The 17,880-nt window shown below is 61.6% G+C and carries 16 protein-coding genes; 7 read left to right on the forward strand and 9 right to left on the reverse strand.

Annotated features, from left to right (window positions below; all coding sequences use genetic code 11):
• Positions 1-81 precede the first annotated feature (81 nt).
• The 6 genes from ACIPOO_RS04610 to ACIPOO_RS04635 all read left to right on the forward strand — a co-directional run bounded on the left by ACIPOO_RS04610 (position 82) and on the right by ACIPOO_RS04635 (position 8,921).
• On the forward strand, positions 82-621 hold the full coding sequence (locus tag ACIPOO_RS04610; RefSeq protein WP_274135972.1) for an AP2/ERF family transcription factor: 540 nt from the start codon (positions 82-84) through the stop codon (positions 619-621).
• A gap of 148 nt (positions 622-769) precedes the next feature.
• Positions 770-2,212 carry a di-heme oxidoredictase family protein gene (locus tag ACIPOO_RS04615; protein WP_400604749.1) on the forward strand — a complete coding sequence of 481 codons (1,443 nt, stop codon included), beginning with the start codon at positions 770-772 and terminating at the stop codon, positions 2,210-2,212.
• A gap of 24 nt (positions 2,213-2,236) precedes the next feature.
• Entirely contained in the window at positions 2,237-3,301 is a 1,065-nt protein-coding gene (locus ACIPOO_RS04620; RefSeq protein ID WP_274135970.1) for an imelysin family protein, read from the forward strand.
• Between the two features lies 1 nt (position 3,302).
• On the forward strand, positions 3,303-4,400 hold the full coding sequence (locus ACIPOO_RS04625; protein ID WP_400604752.1) for a DUF1513 domain-containing protein: 1,098 nt from the start codon (positions 3,303-3,305) through the stop codon (positions 4,398-4,400).
• Positions 4,401-4,661: 261 nt separating this feature from the next.
• Positions 4,662-5,825, forward strand: a complete 1,164-nt coding sequence (locus ACIPOO_RS04630; protein WP_400604754.1) for an efflux RND transporter periplasmic adaptor subunit — start codon at positions 4,662-4,664, stop codon at positions 5,823-5,825.
• Between the two features lie 30 nt (positions 5,826-5,855).
• Positions 5,856-8,921: a multidrug efflux RND transporter permease subunit gene (locus ACIPOO_RS04635; protein WP_274135964.1), complete on the forward strand. Its 3,066-nt coding sequence runs from the start codon at positions 5,856-5,858 to the stop codon at positions 8,919-8,921.
• A 225-nt stretch (positions 8,922-9,146) separates the two neighbouring features.
• Here ACIPOO_RS04635 and ACIPOO_RS04640 read toward each other — a convergent pair whose 3' ends face one another.
• The 5 genes from ACIPOO_RS04640 to colR all read right to left on the reverse strand — a co-directional run bounded on the left by ACIPOO_RS04640 (position 9,147) and on the right by colR (position 12,923).
• Positions 9,147-9,374, reverse strand: coding sequence for a hypothetical protein (locus ACIPOO_RS04640; RefSeq protein WP_274135963.1), 228 nt, complete (start codon positions 9,372-9,374; stop codon positions 9,147-9,149).
• A complete protein-coding gene (locus ACIPOO_RS04645) occupies positions 9,371-10,090 on the reverse strand; it encodes a lipopolysaccharide kinase InaA family protein (RefSeq protein WP_400604757.1) in 720 nt (239 codons plus the stop codon). Before ACIPOO_RS04645 ends, ACIPOO_RS04640 begins: the two co-directional genes overlap by 4 nt.
• Positions 10,091-10,094: 4 nt before the next feature.
• Positions 10,095-10,763, reverse strand: coding sequence for a class I SAM-dependent methyltransferase (locus tag ACIPOO_RS04650; RefSeq protein WP_274135959.1), 669 nt, complete (start codon positions 10,761-10,763; stop codon positions 10,095-10,097).
• 206 nt (positions 10,764-10,969) lie between these two features.
• A complete protein-coding gene (locus tag ACIPOO_RS04655) occupies positions 10,970-12,250 on the reverse strand; it encodes a HAMP domain-containing sensor histidine kinase (RefSeq protein ID WP_274135958.1) in 1,281 nt (426 codons plus the stop codon).
• On the reverse strand, positions 12,240-12,923 hold the full coding sequence (gene colR / locus ACIPOO_RS04660; RefSeq protein ID WP_081565296.1) for a two-component system response regulator ColR: 684 nt from the start codon (positions 12,921-12,923) through the stop codon (positions 12,240-12,242). Before colR ends, ACIPOO_RS04655 begins: the two co-directional genes overlap by 11 nt.
• A 224-nt stretch (positions 12,924-13,147) precedes the next feature.
• On the opposite strand from colR, the gene ACIPOO_RS04665 reads away from it, so the two are divergent.
• Positions 13,148-13,891, forward strand: coding sequence for a phosphatase PAP2 family protein (locus tag ACIPOO_RS04665; protein WP_400604760.1), 744 nt, complete (start codon positions 13,148-13,150; stop codon positions 13,889-13,891).
• 334 nt (positions 13,892-14,225) lie between these two features.
• Here ACIPOO_RS04665 and groL read toward each other — a convergent pair whose 3' ends face one another.
• The 4 genes from groL to ACIPOO_RS04685 form a co-directional block, all read right to left on the reverse strand.
• A complete protein-coding gene (gene groL / locus ACIPOO_RS04670) occupies positions 14,226-15,869 on the reverse strand; it encodes a chaperonin GroEL (protein WP_400604762.1) in 1,644 nt (547 codons plus the stop codon).
• 51 nt (positions 15,870-15,920) lie between these two features.
• Entirely contained in the window at positions 15,921-16,214 is a 294-nt protein-coding gene (locus tag ACIPOO_RS04675; protein WP_274135953.1) for a co-chaperone GroES, read from the reverse strand.
• A 253-nt stretch (positions 16,215-16,467) separates the two neighbouring features.
• Positions 16,468-16,965: an FxsA family protein gene (locus ACIPOO_RS04680; RefSeq protein ID WP_400604764.1), complete on the reverse strand. Its 498-nt coding sequence runs from the start codon at positions 16,963-16,965 to the stop codon at positions 16,468-16,470.
• A 65-nt stretch (positions 16,966-17,030) separates the two neighbouring features.
• Positions 17,031-17,762 (reverse strand): HugZ family protein, encoded by a 732-nt coding sequence (locus ACIPOO_RS04685; protein ID WP_400604766.1) that lies wholly within the window; start codon positions 17,760-17,762, stop codon positions 17,031-17,033.
• Positions 17,763-17,880 lie beyond the last annotated feature (118 nt).

The following is a 17,880-nucleotide window of genomic DNA, read 5'->3' on the forward strand; positions in this document are numbered from 1 at the left end:
CCGATGTCGGATTGAACACTGGGTTTTCGCCGCCGATGATGCGTACTTCCTTGCCCCATCCCATCCAGGAGGAGACAGAAAGTGCCCAGAGGAAACAAGAAAAGGCGCCGCGTCAGTAAACTCAAAGCCAACGATTACGGTATCCACCTGTTGGTCGGCATCAAGGGGCCTCGTGCCTGGAAGGTGACGATCTATCGTGACGGCACAACCTTCAACCGACTGTTCTCATTCTCCCGCTACGGCGGTCGCGAGGCGGCACGCAAGGCGGCGGACGCCTGTCGCGACCAACTGTTGCTCAACCACCTGCCCCGCCTGAGCCGGGACATCCGTCAGCGCATCATCGCCACCAACACCAGCGGCTATCCCGGCGTGCATTACCGCTGCTACACAGGCACTGCCTACTGGGTGGCGCGCACCACGCTGCGCAATGGCAGCAGTGTCACCAAGTCGTTCCGGGTCGAGTACTACGGCTATGAACGGGCCAAGGAGCTGGCGATCCGCGAGCGAGAACGGCAGCTCGACACCGTGGGCGACTACCGTTCGTTCAAAGTGGTCGAGGGTGAACAACGCCTGATGCAACTGATGATCGAAAACCCGACGCTGGAAATTGCCGGCATGTGAACCGCACTGCGCTTCGCCTTTCCGGGCGGAGCGCTAATTGGTAACAACCTATTGCGAGAGGCGCTTCCAAACGCAAATCCCTCTTATTCCCTACAGGCGGGGCTGGTAAGCTTGCTCGCCCCGATTTCACGCCCTTTGCAGGATCTGTATGACTGTGCGGCTCCGTCTTTCGCTTTTCCTGCTGATGGCTGTGGCCCTCGGTGGGTGCGATGACGCCCCGCGTTTTACTTCGGCAGAACCTGGCGAAGCACAATCGGGCGGCGCTGCGACGGTCAACCGGAACGACCGCAACGCGTTCTCCCTGCCCTCCGGCAACCTGTCACCTTCGCGGCGGCTGGATTTCAGTGTCGGCAACAGTTTCTTCCGCAACCCTTGGGTCATCGCACCCTCGACCACCACGGCGCGGGATGGCCTGGGGCCGCTGTTCAACACCAACGCCTGCCAGAACTGCCACATCAAGGACGGCCGCGGACACCCGCCCGAGCCCGGCGCGGACAACGCCGTTTCCATGCTGGTGCGCCTGTCCATCCCGGATGAGCCGGGCGAGCGTACGCCCGCCTACGCCAGGCAGATCCAGCAGATGGGCCTGACGCCTGAGCCGGTGTACGGCACGCAATTGCAGGACATGGCAGTTCCCGGAGTGGTGCCCGAAGGCAAGGTGCGCGTGGTCTACGACACCCTGACCGTGCATTTCCGCGACGGCACGCCGGTGCAACTGCGCCGCCCGACCCTGCAGATCACTCAACTGGGATACGGCCCGATGCACCCGCAAACCCGCGCTTCGGCCCGTATTGCGCCGCCCATGATCGGCCTTGGCCTTCTGGAGGCGATCCCCGAAACGGCGATCCTGGCCAACGCCAACGCCGAGAACCACAACGGCAGCGGCATCACCGGCAAACCCAACTGGGTCTGGGATGATGTCCGGCAGAAAGTCGTGCTCGGGCGCTTTGGCTGGAAAGCCTCACAGCCAACCGTGCTTCAACAGAATGCCCATGCACTGGCAGGCGACATGGGTCTGACGTCCAGCCTCAAGACCCGCGATGACTGCACCCCGACCCAGACCGCCTGCCTTGAGGCACCCAACGGCGAAGGGCCGGATGGCGAGCGGGAAGTCAGCGACAATATCCTGCGGCTGATGACCTTCTACGCACGCAACCTGGGTGTTCCGGCGCGCCGCGACGTGGGCGACCCGCAAGTGCTGGAGGGCAAGAATCTGTTCTTCAAGGCCGGTTGCCAGCAGTGCCATACACCGCAGTTCACCACCTCGGCCAACGCCCCGGAGCCGGAGCTGGCCAACCAGGTGATTCGCCCCTATACCGACCTCTTGCTGCACGACATGGGCGAAGGGTTGGCCGACAACCTCAACGAGTTCCAGGCCAACGGCCAGCAATGGCGCACGGCGCCGCTGTGGGGGATCGGGCTGACCCAGACGGTCAGTGGTCATACCCAGTTCCTGCACGACGGCCGCGCCCGCAATCTGATGGAAGCGGTGCTGTGGCACGGCGGCGAAGCGCTGCCGGCCCAGCGCCAGGTCCTGGCTTTTGACGCTCAGCAGCGGGCTGCGCTGCTGGCGTTTCTGAATTCTCTATAACTTTTTGCAAATAAGGAGCCGGGCATGTTCCGTCCCAAGCTGTTGTTCACCGGCCTTGCCGCCCTCGCGCTGGGCGCCTGCGCCCCTTCGGATCCGCAAGCCGTGACGTCCGCTGCCATCGCCAAGCAGGTGATCCTGCCGACCTACAGCCGCTGGGTAGACGCCGACCGGCAACTGGCGGTCAGCGCCCTCGCCTACTGCCAGGGCAAGAGCGACCTGGACACGGCCCGTGCCGACTTCCTTCACGCGCAGAAGGCCTGGGCCGAATTGCAGCCGCTGCTGATCGGCCCGCTGGCCGAGGGCAACCGTTCCTGGCAGGTGCAGTTCTGGCCTGACAAGAAGAACCTCGTGGGCCGTCAGGTCGAGCAGCTGGTAACTGCCCAGCCGCAGATCACTGCCGAAGCCCTGGCCAAGTCCAGCGTGGTGGTGCAAGGCCTGTCGGCCTATGAATACATCCTGTTCGACGCCAACATCGACATGGCGGCTGCCGACCAGAAAGCGCTCTACTGCCCGCTGCTGACCGCCATCGGCGAACGTCAGAAAAACCTGGCAGAGGAGATCCTCAACAGCTGGAACAGCACCGACGGCATGCTCGCGCAACTGAGCAAGTTTCCGAACCAGCGTTACGCCGATTCCCACGAAGCCATCGCCGAATTGCTGCGTGTTCAGGTGACGGCGCTGGACACCCTGAAGAAGAAGCTAGGCACGCCTCTGGGCCGCCAGTCCAAAGGCGTACCTCAGCCGTTCCAGGCCGATGCATGGCGCAGCAAGGCTTCGCTGAGCAGCCTGCAGGCGAGCCTGGCCAGTGCCGAGACCGTCTGGTCCGGTGTCGACAACAAAGGCCTGCGTGGCCTGTTGCCTGCCGAGCAGAAACCGCTGGCCGACAAGATCGACGCCGCCTATGCCGAAAGCCGCAAACAGCTGGCCGCGCTCAAGCCGCCGCTGGTCGAATTGCTGGCGACCGAACAGGGCCGTCAGCAGTTGAATGCGTTCTATGACAGCCTCAACGTGGTGCATCGCCTGCACGAGGGCGAACTGGCCAAGGCGCTAGGCATTCAATTGGGGTTCAACGCCAACGATGGTGACTGATATGTTGCGACGTCAGGCTCTTGCGCTGGGCAGCCTCGTTCTCAGCGCCTGCACGCTGGGTGGCTGGACGCTGCTGCGCAAAAAAGGGGAAAGCCCGCTGCTGCTGTCCGCCCGTGACGACAGCGACGGCCGCCACTACGCCGTGGGTTACCGGGTGGATGGCACGCGGGTGTTCGCCACGCAAGTGGCCCAGCGTTGCCACGACATCATCGATCACCCTACCCTTTCGATTGCGCTGTTCGTCGCCCGCCGTCCGGGCACCGAAAGCTACCTGATCGACCTGCGCGACGGCCGCCTGTTGCAGACCATCACTTCACGGCCCAACCGGCATTTCTACGGCCACGCGGTGATCCACAAGAGCGGTGAGTGGCTGTACGCCACGGAAAACGACACCACCGATCCCGGTCGGGGGCTGCTGGGCGTCTATCGCTTCAACGGTGAGCGTCTGGAGCACAGCGGCGAGATTCCCACCCACGGCATCGGCCCGCATCAGGTGTCCTGGATGCCTGACGGTGAAACCCTGGCGGTCGCCAACGGCGGCATTCGCACCGAGGCCGAAAGCCGCGTGGAGATGAACCTCGACGCCATGGAGCCGAGCCTGGTGCTGATGCAGCGTGACGGTACGCTGCTGAGCAAGGAGACACTGAGCCAGCAGATGAACAGCGTGCGCCACATGGCCGTTGCCCGCGACGGCACCATCGTGGCCGGCCAGCAGTTCATGGGGCCGTCCCACGAGTCCGCCGAGTTGCTGGCGATCAAGCGTCCAGGACAGCCGTTTCAGGCCTTTCCCGTGGCTGAACAGCAGTTGCAGGCGATGGCGCACTACACCGCCAGCGTGGCGATCCACAATGAGTTACGTCTGGTGGCCTTAACAGCGCCGCGCGGCAATCGTTTCTTCATTTGGGACCTGGACAGCGGCGCAGTGAAGCTCGATGCGCCACTGCCCGATTGCGCCGGTGTCGGCGCCGTGGCCGACGGTTTCGTGGTGACCTCGGGCCAGGGCCGCTGCCGGTTCTATGATTGCCGCCAGAACATCCTCGCGCCCCAGCCGCTGGAATTGCCGGCGGGGTTGTGGGACAACCATTTGCATTTGGTTTGAAGGTTTTGGGAGTTGGCTTGAGGGACATACACGGATGCCCTTCGGGCGCATCGCGGGCAAGCGCGCTCCTACATTGTTTGCAACGTGCCATGGCCTGACGGACCGAGGCTGGCAACGCGGTCCATCAGAATGCGGCACGTTGCAACAAACGTAGGAGCGCGCTTGCCCGCGACCAGGCCCGAAGGGCATCCATGTAACGATCTAAAATAAGACACGAATAGCGTGCTCGCCTGATTCATCCGTTTTCCAAGGAAGTGGAATATGTTGCGTCGCCGTATGTTGCTCATGCTGGCTGTAGTGGTGATCGTGGTACTGGCCCTGGGAGGGTACAAGGCCTTTTCGATCTACAAACAGATCCAGCAGTTCTCTGCCCCCAAACCGCCCATCAACGTTGCCGTCGCGGTCGTCGAAGAACGCTCGTGGGAAAATCGCCTGCCCGCCATCGGCAGCCTCAAGGCGTTTCAGGGCGTGGACCTGAGCCTGGAAATCGCCGGCACCGTGAAGGCTGTGCAGTTCGAATCCGGGCAGAAGGTCAAGGTCGGCCAGCCCCTGCTGCAACTGGACAGCGACGTGGAAAAAGGCCTCTTGGGCACCGCCGAAGCGGACCTGGGTCTGGCTCAGGTCGATTACGCCCGGGGCAGCAAGCTGGTGGGCGACGCGGCCATTTCCCGCGGCGAGTTCGACAAGCTCGCGGCCACCCAGAAGAAAGCCGCCGCCACCGTCGCCCAACTCAACGCATCATTGGCCAAGAAGCGCATTCTTGCGCCGTTCAGCGGCACCATCGGCATTCGTCAGGTGGACGTCGGCGACTACCTGGCCAGCGGTACGGTGATCGCTACCTTGCAGGACCTGAGCAGCCTCTACGCCGACTTCTTCGTGCCCGAGCAAATGCTGCCCAAACTGGCGATCGGCCAGAAAGTGCAGGTCAGCGTGGCCGCGTACCCCGGCAGCACGTTCGACGCCAGCATCAGCGCCATCAACCCCAAGGTCGAGGACGCCACCCGCAACGTGCTGATCCGCGCCACCCTGCCCAATCCTGACGGCAAATTGTTGCCCGGCATGTTCACCAGCCTGTCGGTCATCCTCGGCCAGGACAGCCGTGAGCTGGTGGTGCCCGAGAGCACCATCACCTACACGCTGTACGGCAATTCGGTGTTCGTCGTGGGGCCGAAAAAAGGCGCCGACGGCAAGCCGGAAAACAACAGCAAAGGCGAACCGCAGTTGGCCGTGGAGCGGCGCTTCGTGCAGACCGGCGAGCGCCGGGGCGGATTCGTCATCATCAGCAAGGGATTGCAAGCCGGCGAACAGGTCGTGACCGGAGGCCAGCTCAAGCTGGACAACGGCGCCAGCGTCGCCATCAGCGCCGATACGGCAGCCCCCGTCGAGCAGCACAGCCAGGGCTCAAAGCCCGGATCTGCTGACTGATCGACCTGACTGTCAAAGGAGCTTTCATCGATGGCATTCACAGACCCGTTCATCCGCCGCCCGGTCCTGGCCAGCGTCATCAGCCTGCTGATCGTGCTGCTGGGTTTCCAGGCGTTCAGCAAACTCACCATCCGCGAATACCCGCAGATGGAGAACGCCCTGATCACCGTGACCACGGCCTACCCCGGCGCCAACGCCGAGACCATTCAGGGCTACATCACCCAGCCGTTGCAGCAGAGCCTGGCCAGCGCCGAAGGCATCGACTACATGACTTCGGTGAGCCGCCAGAACTTCTCGGTGATCTCGATCTACGCGCGTATTGGCTCCAACAGCGACCGGCTCTACACCGAGCTGCTGGCCAAGGCCAACGAGGTGAAGAACAAGCTGCCGCAGGACGCCGAAGACCCGGTGTTGAGCAAGGAAGCCGCCGACGCCTCGGCCCTGATGTACATCAGTTTCTACAGCTCGGAGCTGAACAACCCGCAGATCACCGACTATCTGTCCCGGGTCATCCAGCCCAAGCTCGCCACGCTGCCGGGCATGGCCGAGGCGGAGATTCTCGGCAACCAGGTGTTCGCCATGCGCCTGTGGCTGGACCCGGTCAAGCTCGCAGGTTTCGGCCTGACCGCCAACGACGTCACGGATGCGGTGCGCAAGTACAACTTCCTTTCTGCGGCCGGTGAGGTGAAGGGCGAGTACATCGTCACCAGCGTCAACGCCACCACGGACCTCAAGTCCCCCGAGACCTTCGCCGCCATCCCGCTGAAGACCGTCGGCGACAGCCGCGTGCTGCTGGGGGATGTGGCGCGGGTGGAGATGGGCGCGGAAAACTACGACACCGTCAGCTCGTTCGACGGCACGCCTTCGGTGTACATCGGCATCAAGGGCACGCCCAGTTCCAACCCGCTGGACGTCATCAAGGAAGTGCGGCGCATCATGCCGGAGCTGGAAAGCCAGTTGCCACCGAGCCTGAAAGCCTCTATCGCCTACGACGCCACGCTGTTCATCCAGGCCTCGATCCACGAGGTCGCGAAGACCCTGATCGAAGCCGTGCTGATCGTGATCGTGGTGGTCTTCCTGTTCCTGGGCGCATTGCGCTCGGTGCTGATCCCGGTGATCACCATCCCGCTGTCGATGATCGGCGTGTTGTTCTTCATGCAAATGATGGGCTACTCGATCAACCTGCTGACGCTGCTGGCCATGGTGTTGGCCATCGGCCTGGTGGTGGACGACGCGATCGTGGTGGTGGAAAACATCCATCGGCACATCGAGGAAGGCAAGACGCCCCTCGATGCTGCGCTGGAGGGTGCCCGCGAGATCGCCATGCCGGTGGTCTCGATGACGATCACCCTGGCGGCCGTGTACGCGCCCATCGGCTTCCTGCAGGGGCTGACGGGTGCGCTGTTCAAGGAGTTCGCCCTGACGCTCGCCGGTGCCGTGGTGATTTCCGGCATCGTCGCCCTGACACTCTCGCCGATGATGTGCGCGATGCTGCTGCGCCACGACGAGAACCCCAGCGGCCTTGCCCACCGCCTCGACCGGATCTTCGACGGCCTTAAAACCCGCTATCAGCGCCTGCTGCACGGCACGCTGAACACGCGGCCGGTGGTGATCGTGTTCGCGGTGCTGGTGCTGTGCCTGATTCCGGTGTTCCTCAAGTTCAGCCAGTCGCAACTGGCGCCGGACGAGGACCAGGGCATCATCTTCATGATGGCCACCTCGCCGCAGCCGACCAACCTCGACTACATGAACAAGTACACCGACCAGTTCATCAGTATCTTCAAGGCGTTCCCGGAGTACTACTCCTCGTTCCAGATCAACGGTTTCAACGGCGTGCAGACCGGCGTCGGCGGCTTCCTGCTCAAGCCGTGGGACGAGCGCAGCCGCACCCAGATGGAATTGCTGCCGCAAGTCCAGGCCAAGCTCGAAGGCATCACCGGCTTGCAGATCTTCGGCTTCAACCTGCCGTCGCTGCCGGGCACCGGTGAGGGCCTGCCGTTCCAGTTCGTGATCAACACGCCCAACGACTACGCGGCGCTGCTGGAGGTGGTCGACCGGATCAAGAAACGCGCGACCGAATCCGGCAAGTTCGCCTTCCTGGATGTGGACCTGGCGTTCGACAAGCCGGAGGTGGTGGTCGATATCGACCGCGCCAAGGCGGCGCAGATGGGGGTGTCCATGCAGGACCTGGGCGGCAGCCTTGCGACATTGCTCGGCGAGGCGGAGATCAACCGTTTCACCATCGATGGCCGCAGCTACAAGGTCATTGCCCAGGTGGAGCGAGCCTACCGCGACAACCCGCAATGGCTGTCCAACTACTACGTGAAAAACACCGATGGCAAGATGCTGCCGCTGTCGACCCTGATCACGGTCAGCGACCGGGCACGACCGCGTCAGCTCAACCAGTTCCAGCAGCTCAACTCGGCGATCATCTCGGGCTTTCCGCTGGTGAGCATGGGCGAAGCCATCGACACGGTCCGCGACATTGCCCGCGAAGAAGCTCCGGCCGGGTTCGCCTATGACTACGCCGGCGCGTCCCGGCAGTTCGTGCAGGAAGGCAATGCGCTGTGGGTCACGTTCGGCCTGGCACTGGCGATCATCTTCCTGGTGCTGGCTGCGCAGTTCGAAAGCTTCCGTGACCCGCTGGTGATTCTGGTGACGGTGCCACTGTCGATCTGCGGGGCGCTGATACCGCTGTTCCTCGGGGTTTCGACGCTGAACATCTACACCCAGGTGGGGCTGGTGACCCTGATTGGCCTGATCAGCAAGCACGGCATCCTGATCGTCGAATTCGCCAACCAGCTGCGCCGAGACAAGGGCCTGAGCGCCCGCGAGGCGGTGGAAGAAGCCGCCGCCATCCGCCTGCGCCCGGTGCTGATGACCACCGCTGCGATGGTGTTCGGCATGGTGCCGTTGATCCTCGCGACCGGCGCAGGCGCCGTGAGCCGCTTCGACATCGGCCTGGTGATCGCGACGGGGATGTCGGTGGGGACGTTGTTTACGCTGTTTGTGTTGCCTTGTTTCTACACCTTGTTGGCAGGACGGGATTCGAAGTCGCAGCGTGAGGGCGGGGTTGAGTTGAAATCGCCACATTGAGGCCCTTCGGGCGCATCGCGGGCAAGCGCGCTCCTACATTTTTTGCAACGTGCCGCATCAGATGGATCGCGTTACTAGCCTCGGTCCATCAGGCCATGGCACGTTTCAACAAATGTAGGAGCGCGCTTGCCCGCGACAAGGCCCGAAGGCATCACCATAAGAATCCAAAGCCAACAGATACAAAAAAGCCCCGAATCCTCGGGGCTTTTTTGTCACATGGTGCTCTCAATGCTGCGGCCCCGAACCCTGGGCCAGCCCGAACATCAACAACAGCAGATCGTGATCCGGGCGAACGGGCGAGTCGATCTTCGCCACCCGCGGCAAGGCACATTGCCCCTCGCCGTGTACTGCGCTCAGAATCTTCGGTCTGGGTTGCTCCCAGGCTGCCATGGCTATGGATGCGATGCCCAACGCCCCGACTACAAACAAACCTCGCGCCAGTTCTAACTTCATCGATCTAAACCTTTGATGGGGCTGCCAAACGCCGTCTCGTAAAAGTAGACGAGCTTCTTCCAGTCCGCAGGCTGGAACGACGAATGGCGACGCAACTGCTTCATGTCGTGCTGGGCGGCGCCGTAGGCGGTCAGACGCTGACGGCATTTCTCCAGATCCAGCAGCGCCACTTCAGGCCTGGCGTTCGCACCCTCGCCCACCACGCGGACGAAAACGTGCTTGATATAGATGCAACTGTGCTGCCAGCGCCCCTTGTGCATGCGCGCCAGGTTCTGCGCCAGTTCCTTGAGCATCTGCTCATGAACAGCCTCGCCGAACTGCTCGCGACCACCGGCCTTCAGCCAGTTCTCGTACTCGTCGTAGCCCTCCAGCGCAGCGGTCACCAAGAGGGCTCGCCACTGGTTGTTCTCGTCACGCTCGGCACCGCAGAACACCATGCGCGGCACGTTGACATCGAGTTGACGCAAGCCCTCGAGGGCATCGCGCTCGCGCAGCACCGTCGGGCGACCGAAGGGATGCAGCCAGCTGCGGTAGATGTGACCGACCTGGCGCTTGACGTACAGCAGGCGGCCATTCTCCGACACGACACGCTGAACGCCACTTTCCCCACCGCGACGAACGTTGGGCTCTTCTACCCAATCACCCTTGGTATTCCAGAAATAGGCAAAACGGTCCTTGGCGGGAACGGTCAACTCAGCTGCGAAATCCACGGCCATCCTGTTACCTCTTACGTAATAGATACACTCGCCACATGGCGTACAACGGCAGGAAATCCAGTCGTTCCTGGATGCGGAATCCTGCCTGTTCGAACTCGGCCTCGACTGTGGCCACCGGTAACACAAAGCGGTTCTGGTAACCCTCCTGATGGCGGTTACGCTCGGCACGCTTGCGTTTCCAGGCTTTGAAATTGCCATCGACCCACAACGAAATGATCACGCTGTCGCGGGTGACTCGATGAAACTCGTTGAGCAGCACTGCTCTGTCTTCCGGGTTTCCTACATGGTGCAAAAGACGCATGCAGAAGATGTTGTCTACAGCGTTGTCAGGCATGTCGATGGCGAATGCAGATGTCTGCAAGGGCTGTACCCGTTTCACCACCTCGGCCGGCTGCGACTCGCAGGCGGTCTTGACCATCGACGCCGAATTGTCGGCCCCGATGATGACCCGATTGGCCTTTTCCGCCAGCAGCGGCCAGAAACGACCGGCGCCACAGGGCAGGTCCAGAACCAGTCCCGGCTCACCTGCCAGCGCCAGTGCGCGGCGGGCCAACTGCTTGTCGCGACGATCAGACATCTGCCGGGCGAATCCGTCCCGGTGCTTGCGAAAATATTTTCTGGCGTGCTCGTCGTCGTATTTACGTGAGAAATCAAGCTCTACCCGCTTGCTCATGGCTGTATCTCCTGAAGGTGATACCGCCAAAACTAAGGGGATTTACGTGATCCTCAGGTCACTTGAATGTGAAAAAAACGTCCAGAGCGCCGCGCAAATGTTACGAGGTTTTACCAGAAGATAGGGCTAGCATATGGCCATAAGCTGCACGATCACAGCAAACTTTACATTGTCTGTACATTTGTACCAACTCGGTGTTGCCGCTATCACTCCGTACGTTTCTTGAATTCGACGCTGAATCGACAGCCATTCGGCTGCATGTGGTCCAGGCTTACCGTCCAGCCCTGGTTCTCGCAGATCCGCTGAACCAGCGACAGCCCAAGCCCCAGGCCCTCCCCGCGCTTCTCGTTACCGCGCACGAACGGCTGGAACATCGCCTCGCGCTTTTCTTCGGGAATGCCGACGCCCGAATCCTCGACGGTAAAGCCCTGCGCCAGCAGCGTCAGGCGAATGAAGCCGTGATCGGTGTAGTGCAGCGCATTTCGCAGCAGGTTGCCCATCACCGCGTACAGGAAGGTCGCGTTGTAATTGCCGTGGGACGCATGCTCGGGGTGGTATTCAAGCAACAACCCCTTGGCCTCGATAGGCTCGCGCCACAGGGTCAGCAGCTGTTGGGCCGCGCCCTGCAGGGTCAACTGGGGGTTCATGCTGGCGTCGTCGCGCTGGGTGCGGGCCAGCATCAGGAAGGTCTGCACCAGATCACGCATCTCTTCGCAGGCACGTTCGATGCGCTCGACCTGGGCACGGGCGCGCTGATCCAGCGCCGGGTTTTCCAGCAGCAGTTCGCAAGAACTTGCCAGCACCATCAGCGGGGTGCGCAGCTCGTGGCTGACGTCGCTGGTGAACATGCGCTCGCGGGTCAAGGCATCGCGCAGGCGACCCAGGGTGGCGTCGAAGGCCACTGCCAGTTCCCCCACTTCATCGGCCGCATAGTCCGGGGCCAGAGGCGGTGCCAGGCCCAGCAACTGGTCACGATGGCGTACCTGGCGCGCCAGGCGCACCACCGGTGCCATGACCCGACGGGCAAGCACCCAGCCCAGGAAAACCGCCAGCGCCAGCGCCAGCACGAAGCCCACCAGCACCACGGCGAACAGCACGCGCTCGCGCTCTTCGAAGTCGCTCTGATCCTGCAGCAGCACGTAATGACGGCCGTCCACTACTTCGACCATGGCGTGGTACGACAGCGGGCCGCGAAACACTTCGTGAAAGCCCGGCTCCAGATGCCGCAGATCCTTGGGCAATTCGAAGTCACCCGGCCCGCCGCTGAAATAGAACAACTGGTCGGGCTCGGGCCGGTGGCTCCAGTCCTCGACACTGTCCATCAACAACAGGCGGGTGAGGTCCCCCCCCAAGCCTGACGAGATCAGCTTTTCTTCCACCAGGTGCACCGTCGCGACGATGCCCATGGCGAACGACCCGGCCACCAGCGCGCTCATCAACGCAAAGGCGATGATGATCCGCTGGGCAAGGCTCTGCTTAAACTCCATCGCGGCCCTCGGCCAGACGGTATCCGACACCGTGCACGGTCTGCAGCAGCGGTTTGGCGAATGGCTTGTCGATCACCTGACGCAACTGGTGGACGTGGCTGCGCAGGCTGTCGCTGTCCGGGCAATCGTCGCCCCACAATGCTTCTTCGAGAATTTCGCGACGCAGCACATGAGGGCTCTTCTGCATCAGTACGGCCAGCAGCTTGAGGCCCACCGGGTTGAGCTTGAGCATGCGGCCTTCGCGAGTGACTTCCAGGGTGTCCAGGTCATAGATCAGGTCAGCCACCTGCAAGGTGCGCCGGCCGCCGCCCTGGGCGCGACGCAGGACCGCCTCGATGCGCGCAGCCAGCTCTGAAAGCGCAAAGGGCTTGAGCAGGTAATCGTCGGCGCCGGAACGGAAGCCTTGCAGACGATCATCGAGCTGGTCGCGGGCGGTGAGCATGATGACCGGCGTGTCGCGACGGGCATCTTCACGCAGTCGCTTGCACAGGGTGTAGCCGTCGATGCCGGGCAGCATGATGTCGAGCACGATCAGGTCGTAGTGTTCGGTGGCGGCAAGGTGCAGTCCGGACAGGCCGTCCTGCGCGCAATCCACGGTATAGCCCTTCAAACCCAGGTAGTCGGCCAGGTTCGCCAAGATGTCGCGGTTGTCCTCAACCAGCAGAATTCTCATGGGTGCATGTCTCCATATGCGGTTGTCGGCGTGACCCGGGCACAGCGCAAGCCTGTGCACTCGATGAGTCAGAGTTGGCGGCAGCTTAAGGCCAAGCGCGCCCGAGGGCCAGCGCCCGAGTGCATAACGTTTTTTTCACTCGTGATTCACAGCCCGGCGACAGGCCGGGGTACAGACTGCCGAACGCTCTCGGTCAACCTCCTTGCCATTACACGGGATTTCCCATGTCAGACGTTTTCGAACGGCCCGCCTCGCGCCCGATCAACCTTTGGGTTTATCTGGGTATTCCGGCGATCACCGCCATCACCCTGCTGTTGCTGGAACTCACTTCGCTGGACATGGACATCGCCAAGCTGGCCTACGATCCGGCTGCGGGCGGGTTCATCGGCAAGCACAGTTACTTTCTGGAAAACATACTTCACGACCGCGCCAAACAGGCCGTGATTGCAATGGGGGTGCTGTCATTTGCCGGTTTCGTCGCCTCTTTCTTCGTCGGGCCGCTCAAGTCATGGAAACGCGAGCTTGGCTGCCTGGTGCTGTCGATGGCGTTGTCCACCAGCTTCGTCACGCCGGTCAAAGTGGTGACCTCCGTGCAGTGTCCCTGGAGCCTGACCGAATTCGGCGGCCAGGAAACCTACAGCGAACTGCTGGCCCCTCGCCCACAGACTGACAAACCGGGTCGCTGCTGGCCAGGTGGTCATGCCGCGACTGGCTTTACCCTGTTTGCGCTGTTCTTTGTGTTTCGCGATCGCAAGCCCCGTCTGGCCAAGGCCGGGCTGGTCTTCGCATTCGGGCTGGGCACGGTGTTTTCCGTCGGCCGGATGCTGCAGGGCGCGCATTTCTTCTCTCACAACATCTGGACGGCGGTGTTTTGCTGGCTGATCTGCCTGGGGGCCTATTACGCCGTGTTGTACCGGCCGGTGGGCGGGAAAGACAAGGTGGTCGAGGGGGCGGCGGTTTCGGGGTAGTTGGCTTTGGATCGTTACTCTGATGCCCTGGCGGGCGCTATCGCGGGCAAGCGCGCTCCTACATTTGTTGCAACGTGCCATGCCCCATGGACCGAGTTGGTAGCCTTTGGGGTTCACTTGAAATCGGGTTGGAATGCCAAAGGCGAACAAGGTGATCTTTCAGAATGCGGCACGTTGCAAAAAATGTAGGAGCGCGCTTGCCCGCGATGCGCCCGAAGGGCATCAACGTGGCGATCCCAAACCAGGCTAAAACCCAACGCCCCCTTTCAAAAAATCCCACCCATAAAAAAACCCCGCCGAAGCGGGGTTTTTTGTACATCGGGGTAAGGCTGGCTTACATCATGCCGCCCATGCCACCCATGCCGCCCATGTCTGGCATGCCGCCAGCTGCAGGCTTTTCTTCTGCCACGTCAGCGATCATCGCTTCGGTGGTGATCATCAGACTGGCAATCGAGGACGCCGCCTGCAGAGCAGAGCGAGTCACTTTGGCCGGGTCCAGGATACCCATTTCGATCATGTCGCCGTATTCGCCGGAAGCTGCGTTGTAACCGAAGTTACCCAAACCTTGCTTGACCTTGTCGACGACTACGCTTGGCTCGTCGCCGGAGTTGGCAACGATCTGGCGCAGTGGCGCTTCAACAGCGCGACGCAGCAGAGCGATACCGACGTTCTGATCGGCGTTGTCACCTTTCAGTTCGGAGATGGCCTGCAGCGAGCGAACCAGCGCCACGCCACCGCCAGGTACCACGCCTTCTTCGACGGCTGCGCGGGTTGCGTGCAGGGCGTCTTCAACGCGGGCTTTCTTCTCTTTCATTTCAACTTCGGAACCAGCACCGACCTTGATCACTGCAACGCCGCCGGACAGCTTGGCCAGACGCTCTTGCAGTTTCTCTTTGTCGTAGTCGGACGAAGTGTCGCCGATCTGCTGACGGATCTGGGCGATACGGCCGTCGATGTCAGTACGAACGCCAGCACCGTCGATGATGGTGGTGTTTTCTTTGTTCAGAACGACGCGCTTGGCATTGCCCAGGTGTTCCAGGGTAGTGGTTTCCAGGCTCAGACCGATCTCTTCGGAGATAACGGTACCGCCGGTCAGGACAGCGATGTCCTGCAGCATGGCCTTGCGACGGTCGCCGAAGCCTGGCGCCTTGACGGCTGCGACTTTGACGATGCCACGCATGTTGTTCACGACCAGAGTCGCCAGGGCTTCGCCTTCGACGTCTTCGGCAACGATCAGCAGCGGACGGCCGGCTTTGGCAACGGCTTCCAGCACTGGCAGCATTTCGCGGATGTTGGAGATCTTCTTGTCAACCAGCAGCAGCAGCGGGCTGTCCAGCTCGGCAACCATGGTGTCCGGCTTGTTGATGAAGTACGGGGACAGGTAGCCACGGTCGAACTGCATGCCTTCTACAACCGACAGTTCGTTTTCCAGGCCAGTGCCTTCTTCAACGGTGATAACGCCGTCTTTGGTCACTTTTTCCATGGCTTCGGCAATGATGTCGCCGATGGAGTTGTCGGAGTTGGCCGAGATGGTGCCGACCTGAGCGATGGCTTTGGTGTCGGTGCAAGGCTTGGACAGTTTCTTCAGTTCAGCAACGATGGCGATGGTCGCCTTGTCGATGCCGCGCTTGAGGTCCATCGGGTTCATGCCGGCAGCGACGGCTTTCAGGCCTTCGTTGACGATGGCTTGAGCCAGAACGGTAGCGGTGGTGGTACCGTCACCGGCGTCGTCGTTGGCACGGGAGGCAACGTCTTTGACCAGCTGCGCGCCCATGTTTTCGAAACGGTCTTTGAGTTCGATTTCTTTGGCAACCGATACACCGTCTTTGGTGATCAGAGGAGCGCCGAAGCTTTTCTCGATGATGACGTTACGGCCTTTCGGGCCCAGGGTCGCTTTGACGGCGTCGGCCAGGACGTTTACACCAGCCAGCATCTTTTTACGGCCAGCGTCGCCGAATTTAACTTCTTTAGCAGCCATGATCGTTATTCCTTAAATACTTTGTAGTAACGGGAAATGCGGGGTATCAACTCAGCCTTCGACGACCGCGAGAATTTCGTTCTCGCTCATCACCAGCAGGTCTTCGCCGTCTACTTTCACAGTGTTGCTGCCGGAGTAAGGGCCGAACACCACTTTGTCACCCACTTTCACGGCCAGCGCACGTACTTCACCGTTGTCCAGGATGCGACCAGCGCCGACAGCGATGACTTCGCCACGGTTTGGTTTTTCAGCAGCCGAACCTGGCAGCACGATACCGCCAGCAGTCTTGGTTTCTTCTTCGCTGCGACGGATTACGACGCGGTCATGCAGAGGACGAAGCTTCATTGTCGATCTCCTAATTATGGTTTTTGAACGCCCGGTGCTGACACCGGCCGGTTAAAACATCCGGGCTTGCCGGTTGCGGTTCGCAGGCGAACCGCAGAATACGGTCTGACGAAATGCGCCAGAAACCTTGCGGTGACCCATACATAAGGGCGTGCAAGCTGATTACAAGGCTGGCCGGATTTTTTTTTTACAAACCCCGGGAACGAAAACGGACACGGCACCCGAAGGTGCCGTGCTCGCATCGCAGTGCGGATCACTTCTTGTCGACAGGTTCGTACTCGCCTTCGATGACCTCACCTTCGATCACCTCGGGGCGACGGGCACCGGGACGAGCAGCACCCGGATTCATCGGCCCCGCCGAACGCAGGTCGTCGGCGAACGCACGCTGACGGTCGGCCTGGGCCTGGGCACGCTGGCGCACCTTGTTCGCCAGCAGGCGGCGGGTGAACGGCATCAGGCAGATCAGGCCCAGCACGTCACTGATGAAACCGGGCAGCACCAGCAGGCCACCGCCGACTGTCATCATCAGGCCGTCCATCATCTGCTGCGCGGGCAACTCGCCCCGCGCCAGACTTTCACGGGCGCTCATGGCGGTCGCAAGGCCTGCGACGCGAATCACGAAGATCCCGAGCATGGAACCGGCGACGACCAGCAGGAAGGTCGCCAGAAAACCGATGGACATGCCGACTTTCACCAGCACGAACAGCTCGAGCACCGGAAAAAGCAATAAAAGCAGTAGAAAAGCGCGCATCAAATAGTTTCCTCAACGGAAGAAGGCTTCCAGTAGACACTAGGTGAAGTCGCAAAGTCGTTAATTCAAGCCTCGGTTGCTTCAACGGTCGGCCATTTTTCGGCGTGAGCCAGCTGAACCAAGGCCTGGCGGACTTGTGTCGGCGTATTGCAAGGCTCGGCAAAGGCCAGCCAGTAGACGCCCTGGCCGATGCGCAGGTGCATGCCCTCGGCGTCGATACCGACCAGTTGCGCAGGCTCCGTTTGCGGCAGGCCGGCCAGTTCGACGTAATGGGCGATGGCCTTGGTGTGGTCTTCATTCATGTGCTCGACCATGCCGGTCTCGGCCTGACCCGCGAACGGGTTGGCCAGCGCCACCTCGTCGAGCCAGTGGATCGCGCCAAAGCCGCCGATGTAGCGGTAGCGCACCGGCACCAGGACCCAGAAATCGAAATCATGGGCGCTGTGGTAGCTCTCGGAATCCGGGAAAAAGCGGTAGTAGCGTTGTGCTGCGGCGGCGATGGCGGCTTCGTCGGTGAGTTTCTGCGCCTGGGCCATGACGGTCACGCGGCCTACGGCCTGGATGTCTTCGGCCTCACGCTCGCCCACCAGCAGCGAGCACTTGTCGTCGCGCTGCAGATTGTGGGTGTGCTGGGCAATACGGCTGATGAGGATCAGCGGGCGGCCCTGGTCATCCAGGCAATACGGCACCACGGAGCCAAAGGGATAACCGGGCATCGACTTGGAATGGGTCGACAGCACGCCGCGATACTCCTTGAGCAGCAGGGCTCGGGCTTGCCGGTTGGCTTTGACGCTCATGGTGTGGCTCCTGAACAGAAGGTAGAGGCCACACGATAATCGTTATCGCGAACGGGTGCCAGATTGAGGATGCGTGACGATTTTGCGGGGATTTCGCGTAATTTTTTTCGACTCAGCA

Source organism: Pseudomonas sp. NPDC090201, assembly GCF_044746825.1.
Lineage (GTDB): Bacteria > Pseudomonadota > Gammaproteobacteria > Pseudomonadales > Pseudomonadaceae > Aquipseudomonas > Aquipseudomonas putida_AD.